The following is a 23,970-nucleotide window of genomic DNA, read 5'->3' as shown; positions in this document are numbered from 1 at the left end:
AATTTTGTAGTAGAGCCAGTTAGAAAACTAACTGGCTTTTTTAGTTGTTACCATCAAGTAGTATTATTAGCTACTTTGCTAATGCGTTTATTTTATTGTTTTTTGTTTAAATATTATAATAGTTTAATATAATGGGTGAAAAATAGTTTAAAATTTAAAATTAATCAATATTTATTATTTATGTTTTTTTAATTAATAAAAATTAACAATTATTATCGTTTAAATATGTGTATTGAGTGATTATACAATTGTTTTTTAAGTGTTTTTGTATTGTAATATTTATTGTTTATTTTATTTATTGTATTAATTTAGAAGTGAAATAATCGCCTGTTTTTTGTTTGTTTATAGGTGTTTGTGTTGTTTATAGGTTTGTTTTGTTTGTTGTGATTTTTAGATATATTTTAAAGTATATCATTTGTTACAAAGTAAGTTTTATAATAAGAATGTTTATTTTATCAGTTTTAAAATATGGTCGATTTTTTATTACATCGTTTTAATAATATTCTAGTTGTTATCTCATTAGAGGTAAATAAGACTATTGTTCTATTAAAGGCAAACACTAACTTTAATTTAATAAGTTTAAGCGTTGTGGAGATAAGGTATTGGAAGTATTACTTATTTGGAGCATTAATATTTTGGACATTCATATTCTTTTCCATCTTTATATGTAGGGTTGAAAAAAAGACAATAATTGGTTTAAGGTTTAATCAGATTGCATTTGTTTTAAACTTAATTATCAATACAGAGTTAGTAGATACTTACCAAGTATCAGAAACCGATCAAATATCCCCCGAGACACGATTGCGTTTAATAGAACTGATTAATTTATTTGAAAAAGAACATAGATATAAAGATCCTTGTATTTCATTAACATCCCTTGCATCAGAATTTGGTACCAATCGAAGTTATTTATCAGCTATATTAAGAGAGCGAAATAATGAAAACTTTAATTCATATTTAAATACACTTCGAGTAGAATATGTTATTACTCTTTTAAACCATGAGACAGAATTAAAATTATGTAAGATCGCATATATTTCTGCACTAGCAGGTTTTTCATCTCATAGTCAATTTTCAACTGTTTTTAAAAGAGTGAAAGGAGTTACTTTTTCAAAGTATCTCAAAGAAATTTAGAGTTTTTAGGATTCGTCAATTTGGTAGTGATTTGTGAAATCTATAAAAGTGAACCTACTGTTTTTGTTATTTACAAAAGTGTGTTTTTTTGTGAATAATTAAAATATTAAGCTTTTTTTTTGATGATAGTTTTTGAAAATAGTTTTCAATTTGTATAAACTTTAAAACTATAGTTATGAAAAAAAGATTACTTACAGTAGCACTTTTTGTTGGAGGATTAACAGGTGCTTATAGTCAAGTAGGTGTTGGAACTTCTGCGCCTATATCATCATCTCAACTGGAGATAAAAGCAATAGATAAAGGGGTTTTGATTCCACGTATAGAACTTACCTCATTAACTAGTTTTAGCCCAATAAAAGGAACTGAAGCAGAAAGTTTATTAATTTATAATACTGCTTTAGTTGGGACAGGTAATACCGCTATAGTTCCTGGCTTTTATTATTGGGTTTCAGAAGTAGTGGGGGCTAACCCTGTAGCAGCTCATTGGGAACGTATCGTAAATCAGAACCAATTAGACATAGCAATTGGTAATATTGCAAATTTTCAGACAAGTTTAGATAAAGTAATAGCACTTTTAAAGACTGCTTTTCCTGCAAATAATTTGACAGATCTTACTAAAACTGGAGATACTTATGGAGGAGGAATGGTTTTTACACCTGGAATCAATCCAATAGTTGAGTATATTTACTTTGACGGAAGTAATTATGTCAAAAAAAATATTACTAATGATATAATTAGTCTTATAAATGGTGTAGAACCTAAGACTTTATTAGTAAAGACAACAGATAATAAAAAACAATACTATATATCAGAGACTTATCTGATTGCAAATAATAATACAGAACCTACTCAAGCAGTAATAGATGGTTGGACAACTTTACCATTAGGGGTCTATCAAGTAGATATAATGGGAGGGGTAGTAAATAATATTAAAGAAATTATTAAATCTCCTATTAATATAACAGAAGGGACAAACACATTTACTACTGTCGAAGAGTATATTCAACATATTGCATCTTTGATTGATGGAAATGTTATTTACAAGAATATTGGTACACAAGCAGATCCTGATTGGGAGTTTCAGTATTGGGATGGAACAATTTATAAGACTATTAACTTAGGAAGTTTAATTAGTGCATCAGAATCAAAAACAAGTATAGTTCAATCTACCGATAAGGCCAAACAATATTATATATCTGAAGTTTATCTAGGTGCTAATAATAATCAAGTACCGACTCAACAAGCTATTGATGCATGGACAAGTGCAAATTTACCTATGGGGGTTTATTACATTGATATACCTAATGGAGTTGTTCATAATTTTAATACAATTGTAAATAGTGCAGTAACAGTAAATGGGAATAATTACACTACACTTGAAAAATATATTGAAGAGGTGTCAAAAAATTTGCAAGAGGGAAGTACAAAGATTATTTATGACACTATAACAAACGATGTGGTTTTCCAAACTTGGAATAGTACGACTAAACAATGGGAAACAGTAGATAATACTAAGTTTAAGACAATAGTAAAGGCTAGCGAAACTCAAACAGTAATTGGCAAAAGTATAAATAATGTAGCATATGCTCCTGTTTTAGTAGATAGTAAGTCAGCAGAAAAGATAGTCTATGAGTATATTACAGAGAACACTCAAGTTAAGAACTATATCGATATGACAGCTGATGTTAAATGGTCTATTGAGAATAATACAGAAGTTCAAAATGCAATTTCTAATATTTTAAGTGCAGGTGGGAATGTCTATTTTACACGTACTGAGATTGTCGCAGGAACACCGAGTGGTCAATTGGCTATTCCCGCATTTTCTTTTTATACTATTAATGAGACTACTAAAGTTAGAGAAATTGTAGACATTTCCTCAGCAGTAGTATATGCAATTACTAATGCTACTATTGAACAAAAGCAAGAAATAAAAAATCAACTAGGTGATACTTACAGTAATACTGTTATTGTAAATACTGGAGATACCTGGATTGATGGAGGTAAAATATATAAGGGCATATATTCAGCTACAGTAGCTAAAGGTACTGCAGATGTATCAGCTATTACATTAAATGTTCCTTTAGGAAAAACAGTAGGGAATGTAGTGGAAATTAAGCTTTTAAATGCTGCAACTAATCAAATTATCAATACAGCAACAACAGATGTTTTGGTATCAGGAAACACTTTGACTTTTAAAATAGGAGTAGGGAATTGGTATGCACTTTTACCAGAGGTAATTGCAGCTGATTTCGCTATAAAAGTAGTTACAGACTACTCTGTAAAATAAAGTAATCTACTATTGATTCAAGCACTAAATAAGTATCTATATAAAGTGCGAAAGGAAATTATTTAAAATTTAGTAGTATGAAAAGTAAATATCTAGTAATTATTGTATTCTGTGCTCTTAATGTATTTACATTAAAGGCACAGAATGGTATTGGGACATCAAAACCTAATGGCTCTGCTCAATTAGAAGTAGTAGCAACAAATAAGGGGATTTTATTACCCAGAATAGCATTAAGCTCAGTAACACAGCAATTACAAACAAATATTGCTAATGCTAATTCTTTGATGATATATAATACTTCTAATGTTGTGTTACAGGGATTAAGTCCAGGGTATTATTATTGGCATGAGGATAGTAGTAATCAATCAAACAGTAAATGGATAAGAATAATTACAGCTGATGACAAACTTGTAAAAGCAAAGTTCTTTTATATGCCTTCTATTGTTATTAATACTTCAGTACTCGGTCAATTTAAGCGAAATCTTCACGCTGAATATATCGCTCAATTTACAGGGAAAACATTTGTAATGGATTCAAATGGAGGCACTGTTAATTCTAATTTATTAAGCCCGAAATTTATAAAAAGTTCGGGAGGTACTCCTGAGACTACTGCTCCAAATGAGATTCCTAATATGTCCTTACCTACTGATCTTTGGTACTATATAACAGATTATGATACTTCTGCCTTAGAAGGTTTAAGTATTGATCAAAATGGAGTATTAACTTATACAGTAAAAGGTACAGGAACGGATTACTCTTTTGTTAATGTTGTTTTTGTAATTAAATAGTTGTTTAATATTTAAATAGAGAATATGAAAGATAATTACAAAATATATAGAAGTGTATTGTTGATTTTATTCTTGTTTATAAAAGTTAGTGTATTAGCACAAATGACTAATTCTTCAGGCGTAAAGATTAGACCAACAAGCTCTACAAGTAATAGGTCAGTCTCAGGAAGTGAGTATATTTCTCCAGAAGAGAGAGCAAACGCTTATGATACAAAAGAAACTACTTTTACGCAGGTTAAATCAACTACTCTTGTAGGTAGTGTTTCACCTATATTGACTTTAATACATAGCGAGCTCATTGATGGAAGTAAAAATGTTTATTACATTAAATTAACTAGTTCTGAAAGTGAGTCTCTAAACTACTTGTTAGGTGGATATGTAGGAAATTTTCTTACAAAGGTTTTACAAGGGTTATTACTAGGAGGAATACACGAAACAACTTTTACTGTAAGTCAAGGTAATAATGTTGTCTTTGCAGTAGGTTTACACAATTATAAAGAGAGTGATGAGGCTAAAGTTCGTTTTGTAAAAGATGCATATGGTAATTATTATGCTAGAGTAACTGCAGGAGCAAGCTTTGATCGTATTGCTATTCAAGATAAAACAGCTGGTATACTAGGATCTCATTTTGTTAATATTTATGATTCATTTTATTATTCTGTTTTGCCTTCTTGTCCTGAAATACTCACTAATTATAAGTCTAGTAATGATGTTTTAACATTACTAGGAGAAAGTAGACCTATTAAAAATGAGCAAAATGCAATTGATAATGATCTTGCATCCTTTGCTAGTGTAGGTAGTTCGAATTTATTAAATTTAGGTATAGATAGTCAAATTGAACAGTTCTTTTATCTTCCAGAAGAAACAAATAAAAAAGTAGTACGTATTAAAATGCAATTACCTTCAGGTCTTTTAAAAGCAAATGTTGCCTCAGGAGTAGAGGTCCTCTTCTATAGTAATAATACAGTAGTGAGTACAGTTAAGGTAAATCAGAATGTTTTAAAGGCAGATGTATTAGGAATTATAAATGCAGGAGGAAATACACCATTTAGTTTTTTAGCCTCTCCAGGAAAGGATGCAAATGGCAATTTAGTAAAGTATGATAAGATTTCTATCAAAGTTAAAAAACCTATTTCGGTAGGAGTATTAACTATAAATGGTGATTTACAGATTTATGATGTTGCCTTTGTCGATGCTGTTGCTAAGACTGTTAAAATGTGTTCTAAAGAGTTTGTAATCGCTGGGATTCGCCAACGAAAATTTGATCTAACTCATTTGATACCAGATTATAATGAGAATAATGAATATGTTATTGTAAATCAACAACAAAAAGAGATTCTCTTTAAAACACAAGCTGATAAAGATGCAAATAAGTGGCAACCTTTAGGTACTTATTATATAAAAGGTATCCAAACCTCTGAATACTGTCCTAATAGATATGCTAGTTTTAATGTTCAGGATCAAAAAGAGTTTTCGATTCAAGGAAAATCCTCTATAAGTGTTAAGCTAGATGCTGATGGGAATGGTGTAGCAGATGCATCAGTCTTTTTTAATGCGGCATTGTATGAATCAAATTTACCTAATAATTCAGGTGTTCAAATTTTTGATGAGTTAACAAACGCAAATGTAACTGGACAAACAATTTCTTTTGATAAAATAGGAACTTATAATTATTATGCGATTTCAAAGAATGCAATTGCAGATAGTAATGTAACGTGTGATATTGTAAAGCGAATAACTGTTTATGTTTATGATAAACAAGAATGTGAATATAGATATAAACAAAAAATGGCTACTCATGTTACTAAGGGGAGTATTTTAACTGGAGCTGTATTAGATGAATCAAAAGCTATTGATCAAGACTTGTCAACATTTTCAACAATATCTAATCTAGTTAACTTAGCGGGAATAGGTACTGCATGGGTAGATTTAACATTTGATAATGTAGTGAATACGCCCATAGTTGCAGGGACTCCTATAACCATAAAGCTTGGACAACAGTTTAGTTTGTTAGAGTTAATAGGAGGAACTACTATTCAGGCACTAGATAAAAACGGAGCTGTTATAGGGCCACCTATTTCAATAGGAGAATTAGATTTGGTTAATGTATTGGCAGGGGATAATGTATTTGAGTATACTTTTATTCCTAAAGACAATATGGGAAATATGATTAACTATGGAGGTGTTAGAGTTTTAAATGGAGGCTTATTAGGAGTAGCTACATCAGCAAGAGTATATGGTGCTTATATTGATGAGCGCATTTTGGTAAGTTCTTCAGAAGTGTGTGAAAGTAATATAAGTATCAATGGAGCAACAGCACATCTATTGTTAAATAAAACAACTAAGGATGTACTCTATGGAGTAGAAGATGCAGGTATAGGTGTAGCCACTAGTCTTTCAGGGGTGTTAAATCCCTATTACGCAGTAGACGCTATTGAAAATAATACAAACTTGAATGGAACCCCTAATTATGATACAGCAGCAGTTTTTAATACTTCAGCTTCAGTTTTAAATCGTCAAAAGTTAGTAGTTAAATTTAAAGATTTGGCTAGGCCTGGTGATAAAGTTCAGATTATTATGAGTGCAGAAGGAGGGGTTGTGTTGGATTTGAATTTGTTAAGTAATTTTTCTATTCAAAGATATATGGGAAGTAAACCCATTGGAGAAGAAGTACATTCAAATGCCTTTGAAATTATTAGACTAGATCTATTAAAATTAATCAGTAATCAGGCTAAGGATAAATATGCAATCACTTTAGAGGGAATTGGAGCAACTTTTGATCGAATAGAAATACGCATGGATAATGTTGTTTCTGTTAATCTACTAGGGGTCAAGACCTATGTATGGGATGTTTCTGTACTTCCAACATTAACTATGCATTTAGGTAATAATAATCTATGTATTACAGCTCCATTAGAGATTGAAAAACTAGATCCTTGTACAACATATAATCTTTCTTTTGCCTATGCAACACTTAGCCCTACTGTTAACCCTGATACAGGACAGTTTGATATAATTGGTTGGAATGATATTCCCAATTCTTTACTTTATCAGATTAATAATACTCAAGATAAACAGCAATTTGAGTTGAAAAAGACTTACAGCAAGTATAGTAAAGCAGATAATCTTTATTTGAAGATAGACACCAAAAGACAAGGGTGTAGTTTTGGTAATACACAATATTTAAAAGTAATAGTCAAAAATTGTGGAACAATTGTAAATCCATTAATACGTACAAGACTAGAGTAATTAACCTTAAATCATAAAACTATGACAAGAAATATTATGAATATACTAGGGCTGCTCATAATAGTAGTTTTAGTACCTAATAAGGTTATTTATGCTCAATCTAGTGAATCAATTACTGTTAATATTGGTCAATTATCTATAATGCCTAATACTGTGGTTAGCACTTATTTTGATTTTAAAAATGGCAATCTAGGCTCTGTTTTTAATAATGGGGAAATTCAGTTTTATAAGAGTTATCACAATGATGGTTTATTTACTTATACGACAGGTAACACAACTGGAATAGCTCTATTTAAAGGGAATCAATTACAGAATTTGACAGGTTCTAAACCTTCAGAATATTTTGATATTGTCTTTGATAATAGTTCTTCTGAATATCCTTTTGAGCTAAAAAATGATTTTTTAATTAATGGAAAAGCTAATTTTATTCAAGGCATTGTAAAGGTAAATGTGGATGCAGAAGCAAGTATATTATTTAAGGAAAATGCCACACATACTCAGGTAAGTAATCAAAGTTATGTTGACGGAGTAGTTGACAAAAAAGGAAACAAGGCTTTTACCTTTCCTATTGGTAAGAATGGATATTATCGTTATGCAAGTATTTCTGCTTCGGAGAGTCTAATTGATTTGTATTCAAGTGAGTATTTTTTAAATAATTCTAATTTACTTTATCCTCATCAAAAGCGTGTAGGTAACATAGAGGTGATTAACACGAAGGAGTTTTGGGTAATTAATCAAGCAAAAAAAGGTAGTGGTTCTGTTATTATAACTTTATCATGGAATAATAATACAACTCCAATGGAATTATTAACCAATCCAGAGAAAGAGTTACATATTGTTCGCTGGGATGTTCAGGAGCAGCTCTGGGTAGATGAAGGTGGAGTAGTGGATATAGAGCGTAAAGAAATTGCTACACCAACTAGCATTACTAATTATGGCATTTTTACATTGGCAAAAGTAAAGCCTGCTCCATCTTATGAAGAAAAAGATATTGTTGTTTATAATCTTGTAACACCTAATGCAGATGGAAAGAATGACTATTTTATTATAGAGAATATTAATCGTTTTCCTAATAATACAGTTGAGATTTATAACCGTTGGGGAGTGAAGGTATTTGACACGAAGAGTTATGACAGTGCAGGTAATGTGTTTAGAGGATACTCTGATGGACGTATTACTATAAACAAAAATGAGAAATTACCATCAGGAACTTATTTCTATGTAATAGAGTATGACTTTAAAGGAACTAGAATTAAAAAAACAGGGTATTTGCATTTAGAAAATGAATAAAGTGATAGTTATGAAATTGAAAAAGAGAATTATATTAATAGGAGTATACCTACTTACAGTAGGTATTACTTCTACACTTTACGCTCAGCAAGATCCGCAGTATACCCAGTATATGTATAATACTAATATGATCAACCCTGCTTATGCAGGGAGTCGTGGAACACTGAATGTGTTTGGGATGTACAGAACACAATGGGTAGGACTAGATGGAGCACCTAAGACAGCAAATGTGTCTGTGTCTACACCTCTTGGAGAAAGTGGATTAGGATTAGGAGTGAACTTTACCAATGATCGTCTAGGAGCGATGGATGAGAATAATATCTCTGTAGACTTAGCTTATGCTATTGACTTAAATGAGAATTATAAATTAGCTTTTGGTTTGAAGGGAACAGCTAATTTATTAAGTGTTGATTATACAAAGCTTAATATCCACAATCCTACAGATCCTGTAAGTCAAGAGAATATCAAGAATAAGTTTAACCCAAATATTGGAGCAGGACTTTATATGTATTCAGACAAAGCATATGTAGGGTTATCAGTTCCGAACTTCTTGACTACAGATCGTTATGATGATAATGATATCACGACTATGCGTCAGAAGATGCACTTCTACTTAATGGGAGGGTATGTATTCGATGTGAGTGAGAACTTATTAATTAAGCCAGCCGCTTTAGTTAAGGCAGTAAGTGGAGCACCATTACAAGTTGATTTAACAGCTAACTTTTTGATGTATGACAAGTTTACTTTAGGAGCTGCTTATCGTTGGGATGCTTCAGTAAGCGCCTTGGCAGGATTCCAGGTCAATGAAAATCTATTTGTAGGATATTCTTATGACTTTGAGACTACTGCGCTTCAACGTTATAACTCAGGTTCGCATGAGATTTTCTTAAGATTTGAATTATTTAAGCAGCGTAGTATGATTAATACGCCACGATTTTTTTAATAAATTAAGAGAAGAAAAACAGAATAAAATGCTTTTGACACGAATAGTTCTTTTGATACTGTTTTTTATAAAGATGAAGTCTTTATAAGTTGGATGTAGAATTTAAGTATATAAGAAATAGTTTTTACAGAGATAAAAAGGATGAATTGTTGAATATAAAATATTTTTTTATTGTCATTAACAGATTAAGTACTAATTAAAAAGTTTGTTGATATTGTTTTTTTAAATCAATGATATTGTGTTGCTTATATTTTATTAGGTGTCCTTTTTTGTTAGGAATACTAATAATTAATGTTCTTTTTGTTAAAATGCTCTTGTGTATAACAAAATGATACTTGTTTGAGCGTAGTTGTTTTGAAATTCGTCATAAATATAATTTGAGTAAAGTAAAACGAGTTATAAAACAAATGAAAACATATTAATATGAAATTAGTACATACTTATTTTTACCATCCTTCAAATATTGAGAGTAACGAGGATGTAATTAAGCAATTTGAGGAACAGGGTGTCTCTATGGGCAAGATTCAAGAAGCTTTAGGAAGAACTAATCGTTTTATTGTACCAAAAAATTCAGAAGAAACCACAGTGTCTATGGGAATAGAAGCTGCAAAAGGTGTCTTAAATCAAAGTGGTATTTCTATAGAAGAAATAGATATTATAGCTTTTGTTACCTGTACACCAGAGCATCAAATTCCTTGTGATTCAATCTTTATACATAATGGATTAAAGGCAAAGCATAATACGATGTGTTATGATATTAATGTTAATTGCATTGGAGCTTTTGTTGCTTTAGATCAAGTTACCCATTATTTAAACAGTAGTAAAACGGCAAGTAAAGCACTGGTGGTTTGTTCTGAGAAACTATCTAATATTTTAGATACTAAAAATCCTGTAACAGCTTTCTGTTTTTCTGATTCAGCATTTGCTTTTATTGTAGAAAAAGATACAACGCCTTCAGGTTTAGTAGATGTTCTTTATCATACTGATAGCAGTTTTTGTGATACAGTTTTATTTCCTCCTAAAGGACATTCTTGTTTTATGCCAGGAGAATTAACAATGTGGGATACATCATTTGATGGCAGTGGAAGTGTGGAATTTGCACTGGATAAGATAGAAAGCTTTTTAGCAAAAAATGGATTAACAATAGAAGATATCAGTCTATTCTTATTATCTCAATTGTCTTTAAAAAACATAAAAAAGATAAAAGAGTATTATAATTTACTAGATGAAAAGGTTCCTTTTTATTCTAAAGAGCTAGGCTATTCAGGATCATCTAGTCCTTTTTTAGCGTTACATCAATATCAAAAAGAAGTAAAACCATTAAAGCAAGGGGATTACTTTTTGATGTGGACATTAGGAGCAGGATATCAAGCTGGATTAATGTTATGGAGATATTAATATCTAGAGTGAATAGCCTTTTAATTATTATATATTTAATTAGGTTGTAATAATAAATTACTAATTAGCTATTATGTTTAATAAAGGGGGCAAGTGTAATAGTTTAAGTTAGTTTTTTTTTAAATCAATCTTTATTATATATTAAAACAACAAAATTTTTTTTCAACAATCTCTCTGTAAGATTTAAAATAACAGATTATTCCCAATAATAGCCTCCTTTATGGAGGCTATTTGAGTATATGATTAATTCATAAGATATTGGTTGTTAGTTAAATATATATTGTAATTTTTATTAAAAACCATATCTGTAATTTTAGAGATAGGAAGTATTGAATTTTTGCTGTGATAATTCTCCCAAAAATCTTTCTTTAAATTAAGTCTCTCTTTTATTACTTTTATAACAATTGGATAAAATGAGATAGAATCATATCTTGTAATAAATGTTATTTTTTCAATAAAAACTAAAAGTATCCGATATAATAAATGAGATCCTAGCATTCATAAGGGGTTAACCCTGTTTGTGTGTTTTTTTACAACACTTTTTTCAAAATAATTCACACCAAAATCAGCTCATTTAATTTAACAGATTAAAGAGAAAGGATTGCTGATTTTGTTGAATAATGGGTAACTGTTTTAATTGATGAAAAATACCAGAATCAAATTCATTATGATGTGTTTTTAGGTAATTCCGCAATGATTGTTATTTGATTAAACCAAGTAGATTTTGATACTAATATATTCTTAATTAATAGTACTAAGAGTCGCAGATGAGTACCGAAGTTTTTTGTTATCTTTAATATTATGATGGACAATATTAATTTGATGTTTAGGCTTTTTCATGCCTAAAACACTACCTAATTCTTTATTATTAGAAATATCAAGAAACACTAATAGAGAACTATCTAAATAAATACCAAGTAAATTGTTATTGTTTACCTTAAGCTTCTCCAATGGACGATGTATTGTGATTACGCTTAACTTATTATTAGATAAATCTAAATCTTTTAAAACAGGTATTTTATTGCTTTTAGAATAATTAATAAATATACTTCCATTTAACTCATTATAACTTAAGTTAATCTTCTGAATTTTACTTCTAAATAAAAAAGTTAATACCCCAGCTGTTGACTCATTTTTAATGCTATTGTTAGATAAATCAAGTTCTACAAGATTTAATTCGATAAGTTCTTTAATATTATCAATAGATGTGAAGTTATTATATGATAAATTTAGTTTTTTCAAATTACTAGGAAGTTTCTTAGCATCAATATAAGATATATTATTATGAGATAAGTCTAATTCTTCAATATAGGAAGATAAATCATTTGGGATTTCTATAAGATTCTTATTAGATAAATCAAGTTTATTTGACTTTTGTATACTCATGTTTACTTCTCTCTCGCTACCTAAAATACAAGTTGTAGTAAGTGTAAAAAAAGTAAAAAAGATAATTTTTAATTGTTTCATATTATTAATTAATCTATTATAAAAGATGTAAGATTTCCTATTTTAGGACACCTCTAAATTCGGTAAAAAATCTGGAGATATATTTTGGGAAGCTTACACTTATGATTGAGTAAATAAAAAATTGTAGGCTTCCCTAAAAATCGGACAGTTGTTAATTCGAAATTATTAACTTTAAACAAAACTGTCAAGTATGAAAACAAGTAATTTTAGTGAGAGTCAAATAATTAAAGCTCTCAAAGAAAATGAACAAGGAAGATCAGTAAGTGAAATCTCTCGAGAATTAGGTATTGATAAGAGCACTTTTTACTATTGGAGAAAGAAGTATGGTGGAATGGAAAAACAAGAGCTGAAACGTTTAAAAGAACTTGAAGAAGAGAATCGCAAGCTCAAACAGATGTATGCAGATGTTAGTTTAGACAATAAAATGCTCAAAGATATTCTGTCAAAAAAGTTCTAAGCTCAGCAGATAAAATAGAAAGGGTAAAGTATCTGTTAGAGCAATATAAGTTATCCATTGTTCGTATTTGTTCATTAGTTGGACTATGCCGATCAATGTGGTATTACCAAAGTAAAAAAGATGATACAGAAGTCATTGATAAACTAAGTGAATTAGCAGAACAATACCCTACTCGCGGCTTTGATGAGTACTATCATAAGATACGCACAGAAGGACTTATATGGAACAGAAAAAGAGTTCTACGCGTTTATCGCTTAATGAAACTAAGTCTAAGAAGAAAACATAAGAAACGTTTAATAACAAGAGTTAAACAGCCTTTAGAAACGCCAAAAGTGCTCAATGAGTGTTGGAGTATGGACTTTATGAGTGACTTACTTACAGATGGCAGAAAAGTAAGAGTTTTTAATGTATTAGATGACTGTAATAGAGAAGCAATAGCTATCGAAGCTGGATTAAGTTATCCTGCAAGGGCGGTAATAGAAACATTAGAAAACCTAAAACATGAAATAGGGACTCCAAAGTACATTAGATGTGATAACGGTCCTGAATTTATCTCTAAAACCTTTGTAAAGTGGTGTGAAATGAATTTTATAGAAATTAAATATACTCAGCCTGGCAAACCAATGCAAAATGGATATATTGAACGTTTTAATCGATTTTTTAGAGAGGATATATTAGACGCCTTTTACTTCAATGATATCTACCAATTACAAAGATTGGCTGATAAATGGAGAGAGGATTACAATTTTAACCATCCACATAAAGCATTAGGGAATAAATCGCCTAAAGAATATAAGCCCAGATTTGATGAAGAATTTAAATTCTTCATCAAATCTGAACATAATAAGAATTATTTATCGAATTTAGAGGTGTCCTAAAATGGGGAAGCCTACAAAATGACCAACTGATTTATGACTCAAATGGTAATTTTGGTTAAGGAGGGTATATTGAGTAAGCACTGAGTATTGATTGACAAATTGGAAAAGCTTTACAAAGTATTGAAATAGGAAGAAAGCAATTTTGACAAACTTGTCAATTCTGAACAAGATATTGAGATTGTTTTTTGTGAAGGAAAAGAATCAAAAGGAGAAGCAGGAGAAACTGATAATGGAAATATTACAGTAGCACTCTGATTAAATTCCCATGACCTGAAAATCACGGAGTGCAAAACATTACCTATCAAAGCGAAGTTTATTTTGTTCTTAAAAAAGTGTTATTCGGATTTAATAATTTAAATTAATCACTTATAAATAAGTGAGTTATTAATTAGATGAGTAGGTTTTTTTTAGGTTTAGGAAGTTTTTAGTGATTATGGAATCACTAGTAAAAATTATCTTTTTTCTAATTTAACCAGGCCTTGGTCAGTAGCTAAATATAGATTATAGTTTTTATCAAAAGCCATATCTGTAATTTTAGAGGTAGGGAGCATTGAGTTTTTGCTGTGATAATTCTCCCAAGTGTCTTTCTTTAAATCATACCTAATAAGCCCTGCATTAAAAGTGGCAATCCATAGAATATCATCTTCTTTATCATAGAGGGTATTTGTCAAATCTTTATTAGTAGTAAGTCCAGAGTTTTCTAAAGTAAACTCAGTATAGCTTCCGTTTGTATGATATATGATGAAATCCATATATATTTCTTCTTCCTTTTTGGCTTCAAAATCATATAAAGATAGAAAGAGATTTCCTTGGTTATCTTCAGTCATATCAGTAATGGTTTTCTTTTTTATGATAGCAGGAAAAGAATCAGAAGGAATTGGTTTATTGTGCTTATCCATTACAATAGTTCCACTAGAGGAACCAATCCAAAGCCTGTTATTTGAATCTCTTTGTGTAAAGTATATATTAGTTGAAGGAAGTTCTTTTACTTTTCTTTGATTTATAAAATTCCATTTTTGATTTTTATAAATAGCAACTCCTTCAGGTGAGCTGACAAAAATTTCTTTAGAAACAGGATTATTACTCATTGTTATAACATATGTTTCTTTGGATAGACCAGTATTGTGCTTTTGCCATTTATGCTCTTGTATAGAGTATATTTGTTTATTACCATATAACCAAACTATATTATCCGCATCAATTAAAATTTGTGAGTACCCAGACTTATTATCCTTAAAAGGATCATTATACTGAATTTCTTTAAATTCTTGTCCATTAAAAGTTAATAGTTCAAAATTGGATATTAACCAAACCAATCCAGAATTGTCTACAGCAACTCCCATGATGTCATTATCTAACAGATTAGAGTTTTTAGTATCCCAAACAGATATTGTATAATTAGATAGATTTTCATTTTTGTACTGGTAGGTTTTGTTTAATATTTTAGGGGCCGTGGGCTGATCATATTTTTTTTCAAATTCAGTAAAATCTACTCTAACAATCTTACCAGATATAGTATTGTTTTGAATTTCAAAGACAACGTTTATAGAGGTCTTTAGTTCTATTTTACCATCTGTTATAGAGGGAGTCCACTTTTTAAACTTGTTTAGTTTTTTGATTATTTTTTTTGTCACTGTACTATTTGATTCATCTGTGTGACTTATAACACAACCAGTTTTATTAGGAGCTACTAAAACCTGAAAACCTATTCTTCCGGTAAGCTTATTTAGATCTAACTCTTTGTTTAGCTCTTGTTCAAGTTTTGTAAAAGCTTTTTGATCATATCCCGCTAATGTATCACCGCAGTCAAGGCAGAACCTATCTATTTTACAATTATCTACTTTTACAGGGTATATATACTGCCCATATGAATTAATTCCTAAGAAGAGAAAAGATAACAATAGTATTTTTTTCATTGTTGATTAGTCGTTTTTTGTATAAATAAGAATACCTTATATTTACTCGCAAATCTAGTAAATATAAGGTATGAAGAAAATCTTTCTTAAAAGAACCTAATAGTTATTTAAGTAATTTCTAAAGCTTCTTTGAGATGACCTAAGGTTTGTTTACAATAGAATTATGGTAGATGGCATTCGCAAAAGAGATTTTTCTAAGTTATGGGTGGAATGCCACCAGATGAAGCCTACAAATCACTAATAAAAATTATCTTTTTTCTAATTTAACAAGGCCTTGGTCAGTAGCTAAATATAGATTATAGTTTTTATCAAAAGCCATATCTGTAATTTTAGAGGTAGGGAGCATTGAGTTTTTGCTGTGATAATTCTCCCAAGAGTCTTTCTTTAAATCATACCTAATAAGCCCTGCATTATAAGTGGCAATCCATAAAATATCATCTTCTTTGTCGTAAAGTAATTTTGAAAAACTGTTATCAGTAGCAATTCCAGAGTTTTCTATGGAAAATTGAGTAAATGTATTATTTAAATAATAAATAATTACACCACTTTGACCTTGCATATCTTTTTTCATATCAAATTCACCAAATAAGAAGTACAGATTACCATTTTGATCCTCATCCATAGAATTAATATATTTATTTTTAAGAAGGCTAGTGAGATGTTCTAATTTAACTAATTCATTGTTTTTATTAAGTACAACACTTCCATTGAAGGTGCTTATCCATAACTTATTATTAGAATCTCTTTGTGTAAAATTAATTCTATTTGAAGGAAGTTTTTTTAATATTTCTTGATGAAGAAAATCCCATCTCTGGTTATTATAAATTGCTAATCCACCTTCAAAGCTTACGAAAATTTCTTGTTTTTTAGGATTTTCTGTAATGTTATAGACACTGTTATCATATGATAAATTTAGTGGGTGTTTTTGCCATTTATGGTTTTTGATAGAATATATTTCTCTATCTTGATTTAACCAAACTATATCATTAGTATCTATTAAAATACGATGATATCCCGGGTCATTAAGAGAATCATTGTATTGCATTTTTTTAAAGTCTTTTCCATTAAAAGTTAGTAGTTCAAAAGAAGATATTACCCAAACCAATTCAGATTTGTCTACAGCAATTTTCATTATATTGTTATTGTGTAAGTTAGAGTTTTTAGTATCCCAAACTGATATGGTGTAATTAGATAGACTTTCATTTTTGTATTGGTAGGTGTTGTTTAAGATTTCTGGATCAGTAGGGTAATCAAAAGATTTTTCAAATTCAGCAAAATCTACTCTAACAATCTCACCAGATATAGTATTGTTTTGAATTTCAAAGACAACGTTTATAGAAGTCTTTAGTTCTATTTTACCATCTGTTATAGAAGGAGTCCACTTTTTAAACTTGTTTAGTTTTTCAATTATTTTTTTTGTCACTGTACTATTTGATTCATCTGTGTGACTTATAACACAACCAGTTTTATTAGGAGCTATTAAAACCTGAAATCCTATTCTTCCAGTAAGCTTATTAAGATCTAATTCTTTGTTTAGCTCTTGTTCAAGTTTCGTAAAAGCTTTTTGATCATACCCCGCTAATGTATCACCACAGTCAAGGCAGAATCTATCTATTTTACAGTTTTCTACTTTTACCGGGTACAAATACTGTCCATATGTATTAATTCCAATTAGGAGTAAAGAGAATAATAGTATTTTTTTCATTGTTGATTAGTCATTTTTTGTGTAAATAAGAATACCTTATACTTACTCGCAAATCTAGTAAATATAAGGTATGAAGAAAATCTTTCTTAAAAGAACCTAATAGTTATTTAAGTAACTTCTAAGGCTTCTTTGAGATGACCTAAGGTTTGTTTACAATAGAATTATGGTAGATGGCATTCGCAAAAGAGATTTTTCTAAGTTATGGGTGGAATGCCACCAGATGAAGCCAAAATGTAATTGAAAAAACGCCTTATCGATATTGATAAGACGTCTTTTATACACTTGTTTAAGATGAACTAAGTAATGAAAAAACACTTAGTTATATACTTATAATTAGATAATTTAAATTCTAGAAAGAAATCTTTCTTACATTACTATAGAAGTACCTAAGTTTTCTCTACAAGCCTTGTCATAGGCATATTTAGCGGTAATTAAATCTTGGATTGCGATACCAACATTTTTAAAGACTGTTATCTCAGAGTCATTTGTTCTTCCTTGAATTTTACCTAGGATTAAATCTCCAATTTCTCCTTTATAATTCTCCTCTGGTAATAATGCTTTTTGTAGCGGCACAAGGATATCAGCAGTTGAAGAAAAACAAGAATCTTTGTGATCTACAAACAAAGAACTATTCATAAAGATATCTTCAGGTAACTCATGCATAGTTGGGCTATAGGATCCAGCCGCGTTGATATGTACTCCTTTTTTGAGATGAGAAGTTTTAAATAAAGGCGTTGCAGAAGGGGTAACTGTACAAATAATATCTACATTAGCAAGTACCTCTAAATCATCTGCAGCTATAATCTCTACATCAGATTTGTCTTTGTAGTATTCGATGAATGTTTGAACGGACTTACTGTTCTTAGAACTACCAAATAGATATGCTTTTTTAATAGGTCTTTCTGCACATACAGCTTCGAATTGTGTATACGCTTGTGCTCCAGCTCCAAAAAGTGCCATTATAGAAGAGTCTTTTCTAGCTAAGTAACGAGTTGCTACACCAGAAGCGCCTCCTGTTCTTAAGGCAGTAAGATGAGAACCATCCACTATTGCTTGAGTAAGGTTGTTTTCTGAATCAATTAATATAACTAGCCCTTGTATAGCAGGGTGACCATTCACACCACCTTGTTTGCGTATGCTTAAGAGTTTTACACCTGCTGTATTGATATTGGAAATTAACGATGGTTTAAAAAAGATATCTAGATAGTCATTGCCCAGACCTGTTATTACTCGCTCAGGCATCTCAGCTGTATTATTAGATAGTTCAACATAAGCATCCACAACCGTTTCTATTGCTTCTTCTATAGAAACCAATTGTTTTATGTCTTCTGAGTTTAATACTTTTATGGTATTCATACTTTATGTTTTTTGTTTAAAAAAATAGGTTATAAAGACTTCTCTTATTAAAAGTTCTTTATAAAATGAGTTTTATTGTTTTATAGAAAACAGAATGCTTTCTATGTATGATTGAGGTTTCAATTTATAAAAACCAGAAAGGATAACCAAATTTTTTTATTTGACAGTTTTCTTTAGAGTTAATTAAATGAGAACTGCCTGAGTTTTACAGAAGCTTATATATTAACCTAACAAAAAGGAACCACTTTATGGTGATTCCTATTTTATTTAAAAGATTGGTCTTGAGAATTAGATTATTATATAAATCCTTGTTTCTTAGCCTCTCTTAGTAGACCACTATTTTCTGTTACATTAAATACCTCTTTTAATAACCCGATATTGCGTTGTACAGAGCTTAGGCTTTTATGTATTAATGCTGGTATTTCTTGAACCTTGTACCCTTTATCTAATAACATTAAGATTTGGATGTTGTCTTCTTGTAGTAAGACTGCGCGCTGATTCATAGAGATTAGAGCTTGTTGTGCTTTGCTAGACCTATAGATATTTCCCTTTATTGTGTTTTCTATTGCTAGGATTAGTTCATCTGTATTTACATCTGATTTTATCAATAAAGCGTGAGGTCTTACTTTTTTATGGATATTATAAACAATCGTAATCTCCTCGTGTGCAGTAATCACTAGTATTTTTATCCCATCATATTTCTCAGCTAAGAACTTAGCTAAGTCTATTCCATTTTCTATATCATTATAGGGCTTACCTATATTGTAATCTAGTAATAAAAAGTCTACTTTTTCTATGCTATCCACCAGCGTTATGGCATCTTCTATATTAGTAGCCTCATAGAAGACAGGTGTCTCATATTTGCTTTGGATAATAGCTTTATAGCCATTGATAATCATTGGGTGATCATCTATGATAAGGAATTTGTAAGATAGCTTCATTTATAAAAATTAACATTTTTGAAGTTTTTCAAGTCACTAGATTGAAAAACTCATTTGTATTTTTGAAAGGATGTAAAAAAGGAGTGTAGTATGGTACACTGCTTGTCATATAAAGTAAAAGTATAGAAGAAGAATAACAAAAGAAAATAATATGAACAAAAAAATTATTTATGCTTGTGCTGCTATCTTGAGTTTAACAGTTTACTCATGTAGTGTTGATCCTTTAGAGAAAGAAAGTAAACCTCTAAATGCTTCAGACTCATTTAAAGGAGGGGAGTTTAGTACAGTAAGAGATTCTATCCAGACAAGATCATTTGGACAAGAAATGGAAAGTGCGGATAATATTGATAAGGTTATTGATAAAGGAAAGAAATAGTATATACATCTGAATTAGTTAGTCTAAAAGATTAAAGATGTCATAGATTTATTCCATCTGTATATACGATGTCATCGAATTTATTTCGATTTTTTTAAAAAGAGGTTATCTATGTGATAACCTCTTTTTTAATGAGGTATATTGATGATAATTACAGTTCCTTGAGTTGTCGAATTGACTTCTAGGGAGGCGTGGAGCTGTTTCGCTCTATTGCTGATGTTTTTGAGTCCATTGCTATTTTTAACTTTAGAATAGTTAAACCCTATTCCGTCATCTGTGATGGTTATTCTATCACTAGTCTCTGTTTTAAAGATAGAGATAATACAGTTTTTAGCTTGAGAGTGTTTGATGACATTCTGTATTGCTTCTTGTAATATTCTATAGATATTTATTTTATCATCATAGCTAACCTTGTCCCATTTATAGTTTTTGGATATGATAAGCTGAAACTTCTGTTGGTTGGTACTGTTTTGGACCACTAGTTTGGAGATGATTTCAGAGAACCCTTGTTGGATAAATTCGTGATTTTTCAGGTCATGAGAGATTAGTCTGATTTGATTCTGTACTTTTTCTATTTCATCAAGTATGGGAAGGTTGTCTTTAGAATTGCCTAAACTTAAGCGGATGATAAATAGAGAGTTAATGATCCCATCATGTAGCTCCTGACTAATCCTTTCTCGCTCTTTCGTTAAGACATCTTGAGACAACTGTTCCTGCTCTAGTAGTAGCTTGAATATAAGTTCTTTATTTTCTTGATCTTGTTTTAAGAAGGTGTACTTTTTGATTTTATTTCTATATAGAATAATGAATAAGAGAATAATCGCCAATAGTACAATAATAATAGAAGTTATCAGTAGTTGGGAATTCTCCTTTTTTAGGTTGACGATATTCTTTTCTAATTTTTCGCTTTCGTATTTAATTCTCGCAAATTTGTTTCTCTTACTGATTTGTAATTTATTGATACTATCATTAAAAGCATAATACAGACTAATGTATTTGGTAGCGTCTTGTTTGTCGGTTAAACTAAGTGCTTTTAAGCTTTTTAAAATAGTATTATTGGATTGTGTTTCACTAGAAAGGCTGTACGCTTTTTTATAGTACTCTATTGCTTGAAGGGTGTCTTTCTTTTTTAAAAATAATTCACCTAATCTAAAATTGTTGGCAGTTAAACTCTGTTTATAAGGAGTCTCTATACTTATCTGAAGTGATTTTTTTAATATTTTTTCTGCATCATTTAGTTTATTTAGATTAGTGTATAGGGTTCCTAAATTTGTGAGTACAATAGCTGAAAATTCATGATTTATATTGTGTTCTAAGAAGATATTATGGGAGTAATTTAAATAAGTTTCAGCGTTTAGAAATGCTTGTTGATTTAGATAAAGATTACCAATATTATTATAACAGAATGCTTTAGATATTTGTAAATCGTCTAATGTTATAAGATTTTTCTTATAAAGACCTTCTAATATATGGATAGCCTCTGAGTAATAAAGAAGTGCTTCATTGGGCTGTTGATTTAGGTCTAAGATATTTCCTAGGTTTAAATAGATCTCATATAGAAGTCTACTTTTAGGTTTTTTGTCTAAGATTTCTAATGCTTCTAATGCTTTGTTTTCAGCTTCATTGTATAATCCTTCTCTAAATAAGACTATAGATTTATATTGTAGCATTTTAGCTACTTCTATATGAGAGTTAGTGTTTTGATAAATCTGTTCTGCTTGGTCAAAGTATATGTATGCACTATCTAATTGCATTTTATAATCGTAGTAATCTCCGATATACCATAATGATTTAGCTACTACTAGGGAGTCATTGTTCTTAGTTGCTATTTTATTGATTTCCTTAGAATATCTAAAGTATTGATCATATAGCTCTAGGTTATAAGCCTTAGAAGCAATATCGATCAGTTGTGAGCTTTTGGGATTTATGCTTTTAGTGATTGTAAATAAAGAGTCTAATGTGTGCTGATTTTCTATTAGTGATTTATCATTGGATTCGATATTATCTAATACTTTTTGATTGCTAAGGTGATTTGTTTTAACTGCTGTTTTTTGACAACCAAACATGCTTATAATTAGCAGGCTACACAAGATGTATTTTGCATAGTGTCTTACAGATATTCGCTTACAGTATTGGGTAAGAGTGTCAAGTAATGCTAATAAGGAAGAGGCAGAATACATGGTTAGAATTTTAAAAAGATTTAGATTTGACTAGTATGATGAAGGCAACTCTAGTTGTAGTAAAAGTAGAATAAAAATATGTACATCACAACTATGAAGTAGGATACAGAAGGTATTAGATGGAGGATTGACTAAAACTTGTTTATCTACTGAAACTGTATAGTGAAAATGGAGTAAAGGAATTGAGTTAAGATGTCGGATTCTAGTTTTTAATGCGTTGTTATTGAGTGTGAAAGGCTCCTGTAATTAGTGTTTTGTTAACATTTTTAAAGTTTTAAACTTATACTTTCTTAAAGTATGGCTGACGATAGAAGGTATAAGCAAGAACACCACTATATTTGTACCTGTAAATGCTAAGCAAATACACAAAGTTAGAAAAGCGTTATGAGAATTACTATATAACATGAAGAATGATACAATGTTTAGTAGTTTATTTTATTGACTGTTTGACCAATTGTTGTTTCCAGATACAAGGGCAGATAAGAATAAGTAGCTAACTATATTGTATACTATAAAGTCACTAAAAGACGAAGATGGTAATTGTGGGGACAAATATTGAAATAGATTGTATGGTATACTATTTTAATATAACCATCTAAGTCTACTACCTAATATAGGGAGTGACTTTATTTTTCTTCATCGATGAAAAGTATACTTTGTATCTTTTTAATTATGATAGCCGCTAAGGCTATATTCTTTACTTATTTACTACAGGAGATATCTGATTACACTTCGTAATTAATAGTATATTTGTCTCTAGTCTAAGGTTCCTCTTAAACAGAAAACTACAGTTGTAATATTTAGAGTCAACTATACACAAAGTGTTTGGTTGAGGGGGATCTTGGTTTAGTATCAAGAGCAAAAAAATCAGAATATGTATTTAGAAGAAGTATACCCGCAATATAAGATTGAGTTAATTGAGGATAAACAAGTATTGCCTTATTCTTTACTATTATTAGCGGATGAGACCGTTCAGGCGATAGATAAGTATGTATTCGATAGTGATGTCTATGTCCTAAGAGAGGGAAGTCATGATTTAGCAGTTTTCTGTCTTTACCATATAGATCATGAGGTTGTAGAACTTAAGAATATAGCTGTGTCTGCTGAGCTTCAAGGCAAGGGGATAGGGAGTCTATTGATTAAAGAGGTTATTCGACTTGCAAGAGTAGGAGGGTATTGTCAGATCATAGTGGGTACAGCAGACTGTGGAGTAGGTCAAATACGATTTTATGAACGCAATGGCTTTGTGAAGTATGGTGTAAAGAAAGATTTCTTTCTAGAGAATTATGATGAGTCAATTATAGAAAACGGTATTCAGCTCTGCGATATGGTTATGCTAAAAATGAGTATATAAATAAAAAGCCCTTGTTATTTCTAACAAGGGCTTTTTTTAGTGATCCAATCAGGATTCGAACCTGAGACCTACTGCTTAGAAGGCAGTTGCTCTATCCAGCTGAGCTATTGGACCATTTAATCTTATAAAATAGATTAAAATTATCTATCTAAATTGATAGTTTAGGATAAAAACTCCTTAACTTAGAAGTGTTTTAGTGATCCAATCAGGATTCGAACCTGAGACCTACTGCTTAGAAGGCAGTTGCTCTA

Annotated in this window: 17 protein-coding genes and 1 tRNA gene; 11 read left to right on the top strand and 7 right to left on the bottom strand. The window is 30.2% G+C overall.

The window, feature by feature from the left end; all coding sequences use genetic code 11:
- Positions 1-468: 468 nt before the first annotated feature.
- The 7 genes from AABL87_RS16265 to AABL87_RS16235 all read left to right on the top strand — a co-directional run bounded on the left by AABL87_RS16265 (position 469) and on the right by AABL87_RS16235 (position 11,089).
- Entirely contained in the window at positions 469-1,134 is a 666-nt protein-coding gene (locus AABL87_RS16265) for a helix-turn-helix domain-containing protein (RefSeq protein WP_041892945.1), read from the top strand.
- 175 nt (positions 1,135-1,309) lie between these two features.
- On the top strand, positions 1,310-3,421 hold the full coding sequence (locus AABL87_RS16260) for a hypothetical protein (RefSeq protein WP_341277606.1): 2,112 nt from the start codon (positions 1,310-1,312) through the stop codon (positions 3,419-3,421).
- Between the two features lie 77 nt (positions 3,422-3,498).
- Entirely contained in the window at positions 3,499-4,209 is a 711-nt protein-coding gene (locus AABL87_RS16255; protein ID WP_225600906.1) for a hypothetical protein, read from the top strand.
- 24 nt (positions 4,210-4,233) lie between these two features.
- A complete protein-coding gene (locus tag AABL87_RS16250; RefSeq protein WP_341277605.1) occupies positions 4,234-7,458 on the top strand; it encodes a hypothetical protein in 3,225 nt (1,074 codons plus the stop codon).
- Between the two features lie 21 nt (positions 7,459-7,479).
- On the top strand, positions 7,480-8,748 hold the full coding sequence (locus AABL87_RS16245; RefSeq protein ID WP_341277604.1) for a gliding motility-associated C-terminal domain-containing protein: 1,269 nt from the start codon (positions 7,480-7,482) through the stop codon (positions 8,746-8,748).
- 10 nt (positions 8,749-8,758) lie between these two features.
- On the top strand, positions 8,759-9,691 hold the full coding sequence (locus AABL87_RS16240) for a PorP/SprF family type IX secretion system membrane protein (RefSeq protein WP_341277603.1): 933 nt from the start codon (positions 8,759-8,761) through the stop codon (positions 9,689-9,691).
- 423 nt (positions 9,692-10,114) lie between these two features.
- Positions 10,115-11,089 (top strand): 3-oxoacyl-[acyl-carrier-protein] synthase III C-terminal domain-containing protein, encoded by a 975-nt coding sequence (locus AABL87_RS16235; RefSeq protein ID WP_341277602.1) that lies wholly within the window; start codon positions 10,115-10,117, stop codon positions 11,087-11,089.
- A gap of 741 nt (positions 11,090-11,830) precedes the next feature.
- On the opposite strand, the gene AABL87_RS16230 is transcribed toward AABL87_RS16235, so the two are convergent.
- Positions 11,831-12,556: a hypothetical protein gene (locus tag AABL87_RS16230; RefSeq protein ID WP_341277601.1), complete on the bottom strand. Its 726-nt coding sequence runs from the start codon at positions 12,554-12,556 to the stop codon at positions 11,831-11,833.
- Between the two features lie 190 nt (positions 12,557-12,746).
- On the opposite strand from AABL87_RS16230, the gene AABL87_RS16225 reads away from it, so the two are divergent.
- Both AABL87_RS16225 and AABL87_RS16220 read left to right on the top strand, forming a co-directional pair.
- On the top strand, positions 12,747-13,013 hold the full coding sequence (locus AABL87_RS16225) for a transposase (protein ID WP_006261795.1): 267 nt from the start codon (positions 12,747-12,749) through the stop codon (positions 13,011-13,013).
- 14 nt (positions 13,014-13,027) lie between these two features.
- On the top strand, positions 13,028-13,891 hold the full coding sequence (locus AABL87_RS16220) for an IS3 family transposase (protein WP_341277611.1): 864 nt from the start codon (positions 13,028-13,030) through the stop codon (positions 13,889-13,891).
- Positions 13,892-14,343: 452 nt separating this feature from the next.
- Here AABL87_RS16220 and AABL87_RS16215 read toward each other — a convergent pair whose 3' ends face one another.
- From AABL87_RS16215 to AABL87_RS16200, 4 genes are all read right to left on the bottom strand, one after another.
- Entirely contained in the window at positions 14,344-15,807 is a 1,464-nt protein-coding gene (locus AABL87_RS16215) for a two-component regulator propeller domain-containing protein (protein WP_341277600.1), read from the bottom strand.
- A gap of 247 nt (positions 15,808-16,054) precedes the next feature.
- Positions 16,055-17,512, bottom strand: a complete 1,458-nt coding sequence (locus AABL87_RS16210) for a ligand-binding sensor domain-containing protein (RefSeq protein ID WP_341277599.1) — start codon at positions 17,510-17,512, stop codon at positions 16,055-16,057.
- Positions 17,513-17,878: 366 nt separating this feature from the next.
- Positions 17,879-18,868 (bottom strand): ornithine cyclodeaminase family protein, encoded by a 990-nt coding sequence (locus tag AABL87_RS16205; RefSeq protein ID WP_006264128.1) that lies wholly within the window; start codon positions 18,866-18,868, stop codon positions 17,879-17,881.
- A gap of 296 nt (positions 18,869-19,164) precedes the next feature.
- Positions 19,165-19,809, bottom strand: coding sequence for a response regulator (locus AABL87_RS16200; protein WP_006264127.1), 645 nt, complete (start codon positions 19,807-19,809; stop codon positions 19,165-19,167).
- A gap of 151 nt (positions 19,810-19,960) precedes the next feature.
- Here AABL87_RS16200 and AABL87_RS16195 point away from each other — a divergent pair, with 151 nt between their 5' ends.
- Positions 19,961-20,185, top strand: a complete 225-nt coding sequence (locus AABL87_RS16195) for a hypothetical protein (protein WP_341277598.1) — start codon at positions 19,961-19,963, stop codon at positions 20,183-20,185.
- Between the two features lie 128 nt (positions 20,186-20,313).
- Here AABL87_RS16195 and AABL87_RS16190 read toward each other — a convergent pair whose 3' ends face one another.
- On the bottom strand, positions 20,314-22,251 hold the full coding sequence (locus AABL87_RS16190) for a tetratricopeptide repeat-containing sensor histidine kinase (RefSeq protein ID WP_341277597.1): 1,938 nt from the start codon (positions 22,249-22,251) through the stop codon (positions 20,314-20,316).
- Between the two features lie 988 nt (positions 22,252-23,239).
- Between AABL87_RS16190 and AABL87_RS16185 the strand changes: the two genes are divergently transcribed.
- Positions 23,240-23,719 carry a GNAT family N-acetyltransferase gene (locus AABL87_RS16185; RefSeq protein ID WP_006261645.1) on the top strand — a complete coding sequence of 160 codons (480 nt, stop codon included), beginning with the start codon at positions 23,240-23,242 and terminating at the stop codon, positions 23,717-23,719.
- A 40-nt stretch (positions 23,720-23,759) separates the two neighbouring features.
- Here the strand turns inward: AABL87_RS16185 and AABL87_RS16180 are convergent.
- Positions 23,760-23,833, bottom strand: a tRNA-Arg gene (locus tag AABL87_RS16180).
- Positions 23,834-23,970 lie beyond the last annotated feature (137 nt).

The sequence above is a fragment of the Myroides sp. C4067 genome, assembly GCF_038039665.1.
GTDB lineage: Bacteria > Bacteroidota > Bacteroidia > Flavobacteriales > Flavobacteriaceae > Flavobacterium > Flavobacterium odoratimimum.
This window is presented reverse-complemented; position numbering and strand designations above follow the sequence as displayed.

Bases quoted from the DNA above. Each gene is read 5' to 3' on its own strand.
- AABL87_RS16265 (WP_041892945.1), top strand. From the start codon at position 469: ATGGTCGATTTTTTATTACATCGTTTTAATAATATTCTAGTTGTTATC.
- AABL87_RS16260 (WP_341277606.1), top strand. From the start codon at position 1,310: ATGAAAAAAAGATTACTTACAGTAGCACTTTTTGTTGGAGGATTAACA.
- AABL87_RS16255 (WP_225600906.1), top strand. From the start codon at position 3,499: ATGAAAAGTAAATATCTAGTAATTATTGTATTCTGTGCTCTTAATGTA.
- AABL87_RS16250 (WP_341277605.1), top strand. From the start codon at position 4,234: ATGAAAGATAATTACAAAATATATAGAAGTGTATTGTTGATTTTATTC.
- AABL87_RS16245 (WP_341277604.1), top strand. From the start codon at position 7,480: ATGACAAGAAATATTATGAATATACTAGGGCTGCTCATAATAGTAGTT.
- AABL87_RS16240 (WP_341277603.1), top strand. From the start codon at position 8,759: ATGAAATTGAAAAAGAGAATTATATTAATAGGAGTATACCTACTTACA.
- AABL87_RS16235 (WP_341277602.1), top strand. From the start codon at position 10,115: ATGAAATTAGTACATACTTATTTTTACCATCCTTCAAATATTGAGAGT.
- AABL87_RS16230 (WP_341277601.1), bottom strand. From the start codon at position 12,556: ATGAAACAATTAAAAATTATCTTTTTTACTTTTTTTACACTTACTACA.
- AABL87_RS16225 (WP_006261795.1), top strand. From the start codon at position 12,747: ATGAAAACAAGTAATTTTAGTGAGAGTCAAATAATTAAAGCTCTCAAA.
- AABL87_RS16215 (WP_341277600.1), bottom strand. From the start codon at position 15,807: ATGAAAAAAATACTATTGTTATCTTTTCTCTTCTTAGGAATTAATTCA.
- AABL87_RS16210 (WP_341277599.1), bottom strand. From the start codon at position 17,512: ATGAAAAAAATACTATTATTCTCTTTACTCCTAATTGGAATTAATACA.
- AABL87_RS16205 (WP_006264128.1), bottom strand. From the start codon at position 18,868: ATGAATACCATAAAAGTATTAAACTCAGAAGACATAAAACAATTGGTT.
- AABL87_RS16200 (WP_006264127.1), bottom strand. From the start codon at position 19,809: ATGAAGCTATCTTACAAATTCCTTATCATAGATGATCACCCAATGATT.
- AABL87_RS16195 (WP_341277598.1), top strand. From the start codon at position 19,961: ATGAACAAAAAAATTATTTATGCTTGTGCTGCTATCTTGAGTTTAACA.
- AABL87_RS16190 (WP_341277597.1), bottom strand. From the start codon at position 22,251: ATGTTTGGTTGTCAAAAAACAGCAGTTAAAACAAATCACCTTAGCAAT.
- AABL87_RS16185 (WP_006261645.1), top strand. From the start codon at position 23,240: ATGTATTTAGAAGAAGTATACCCGCAATATAAGATTGAGTTAATTGAG.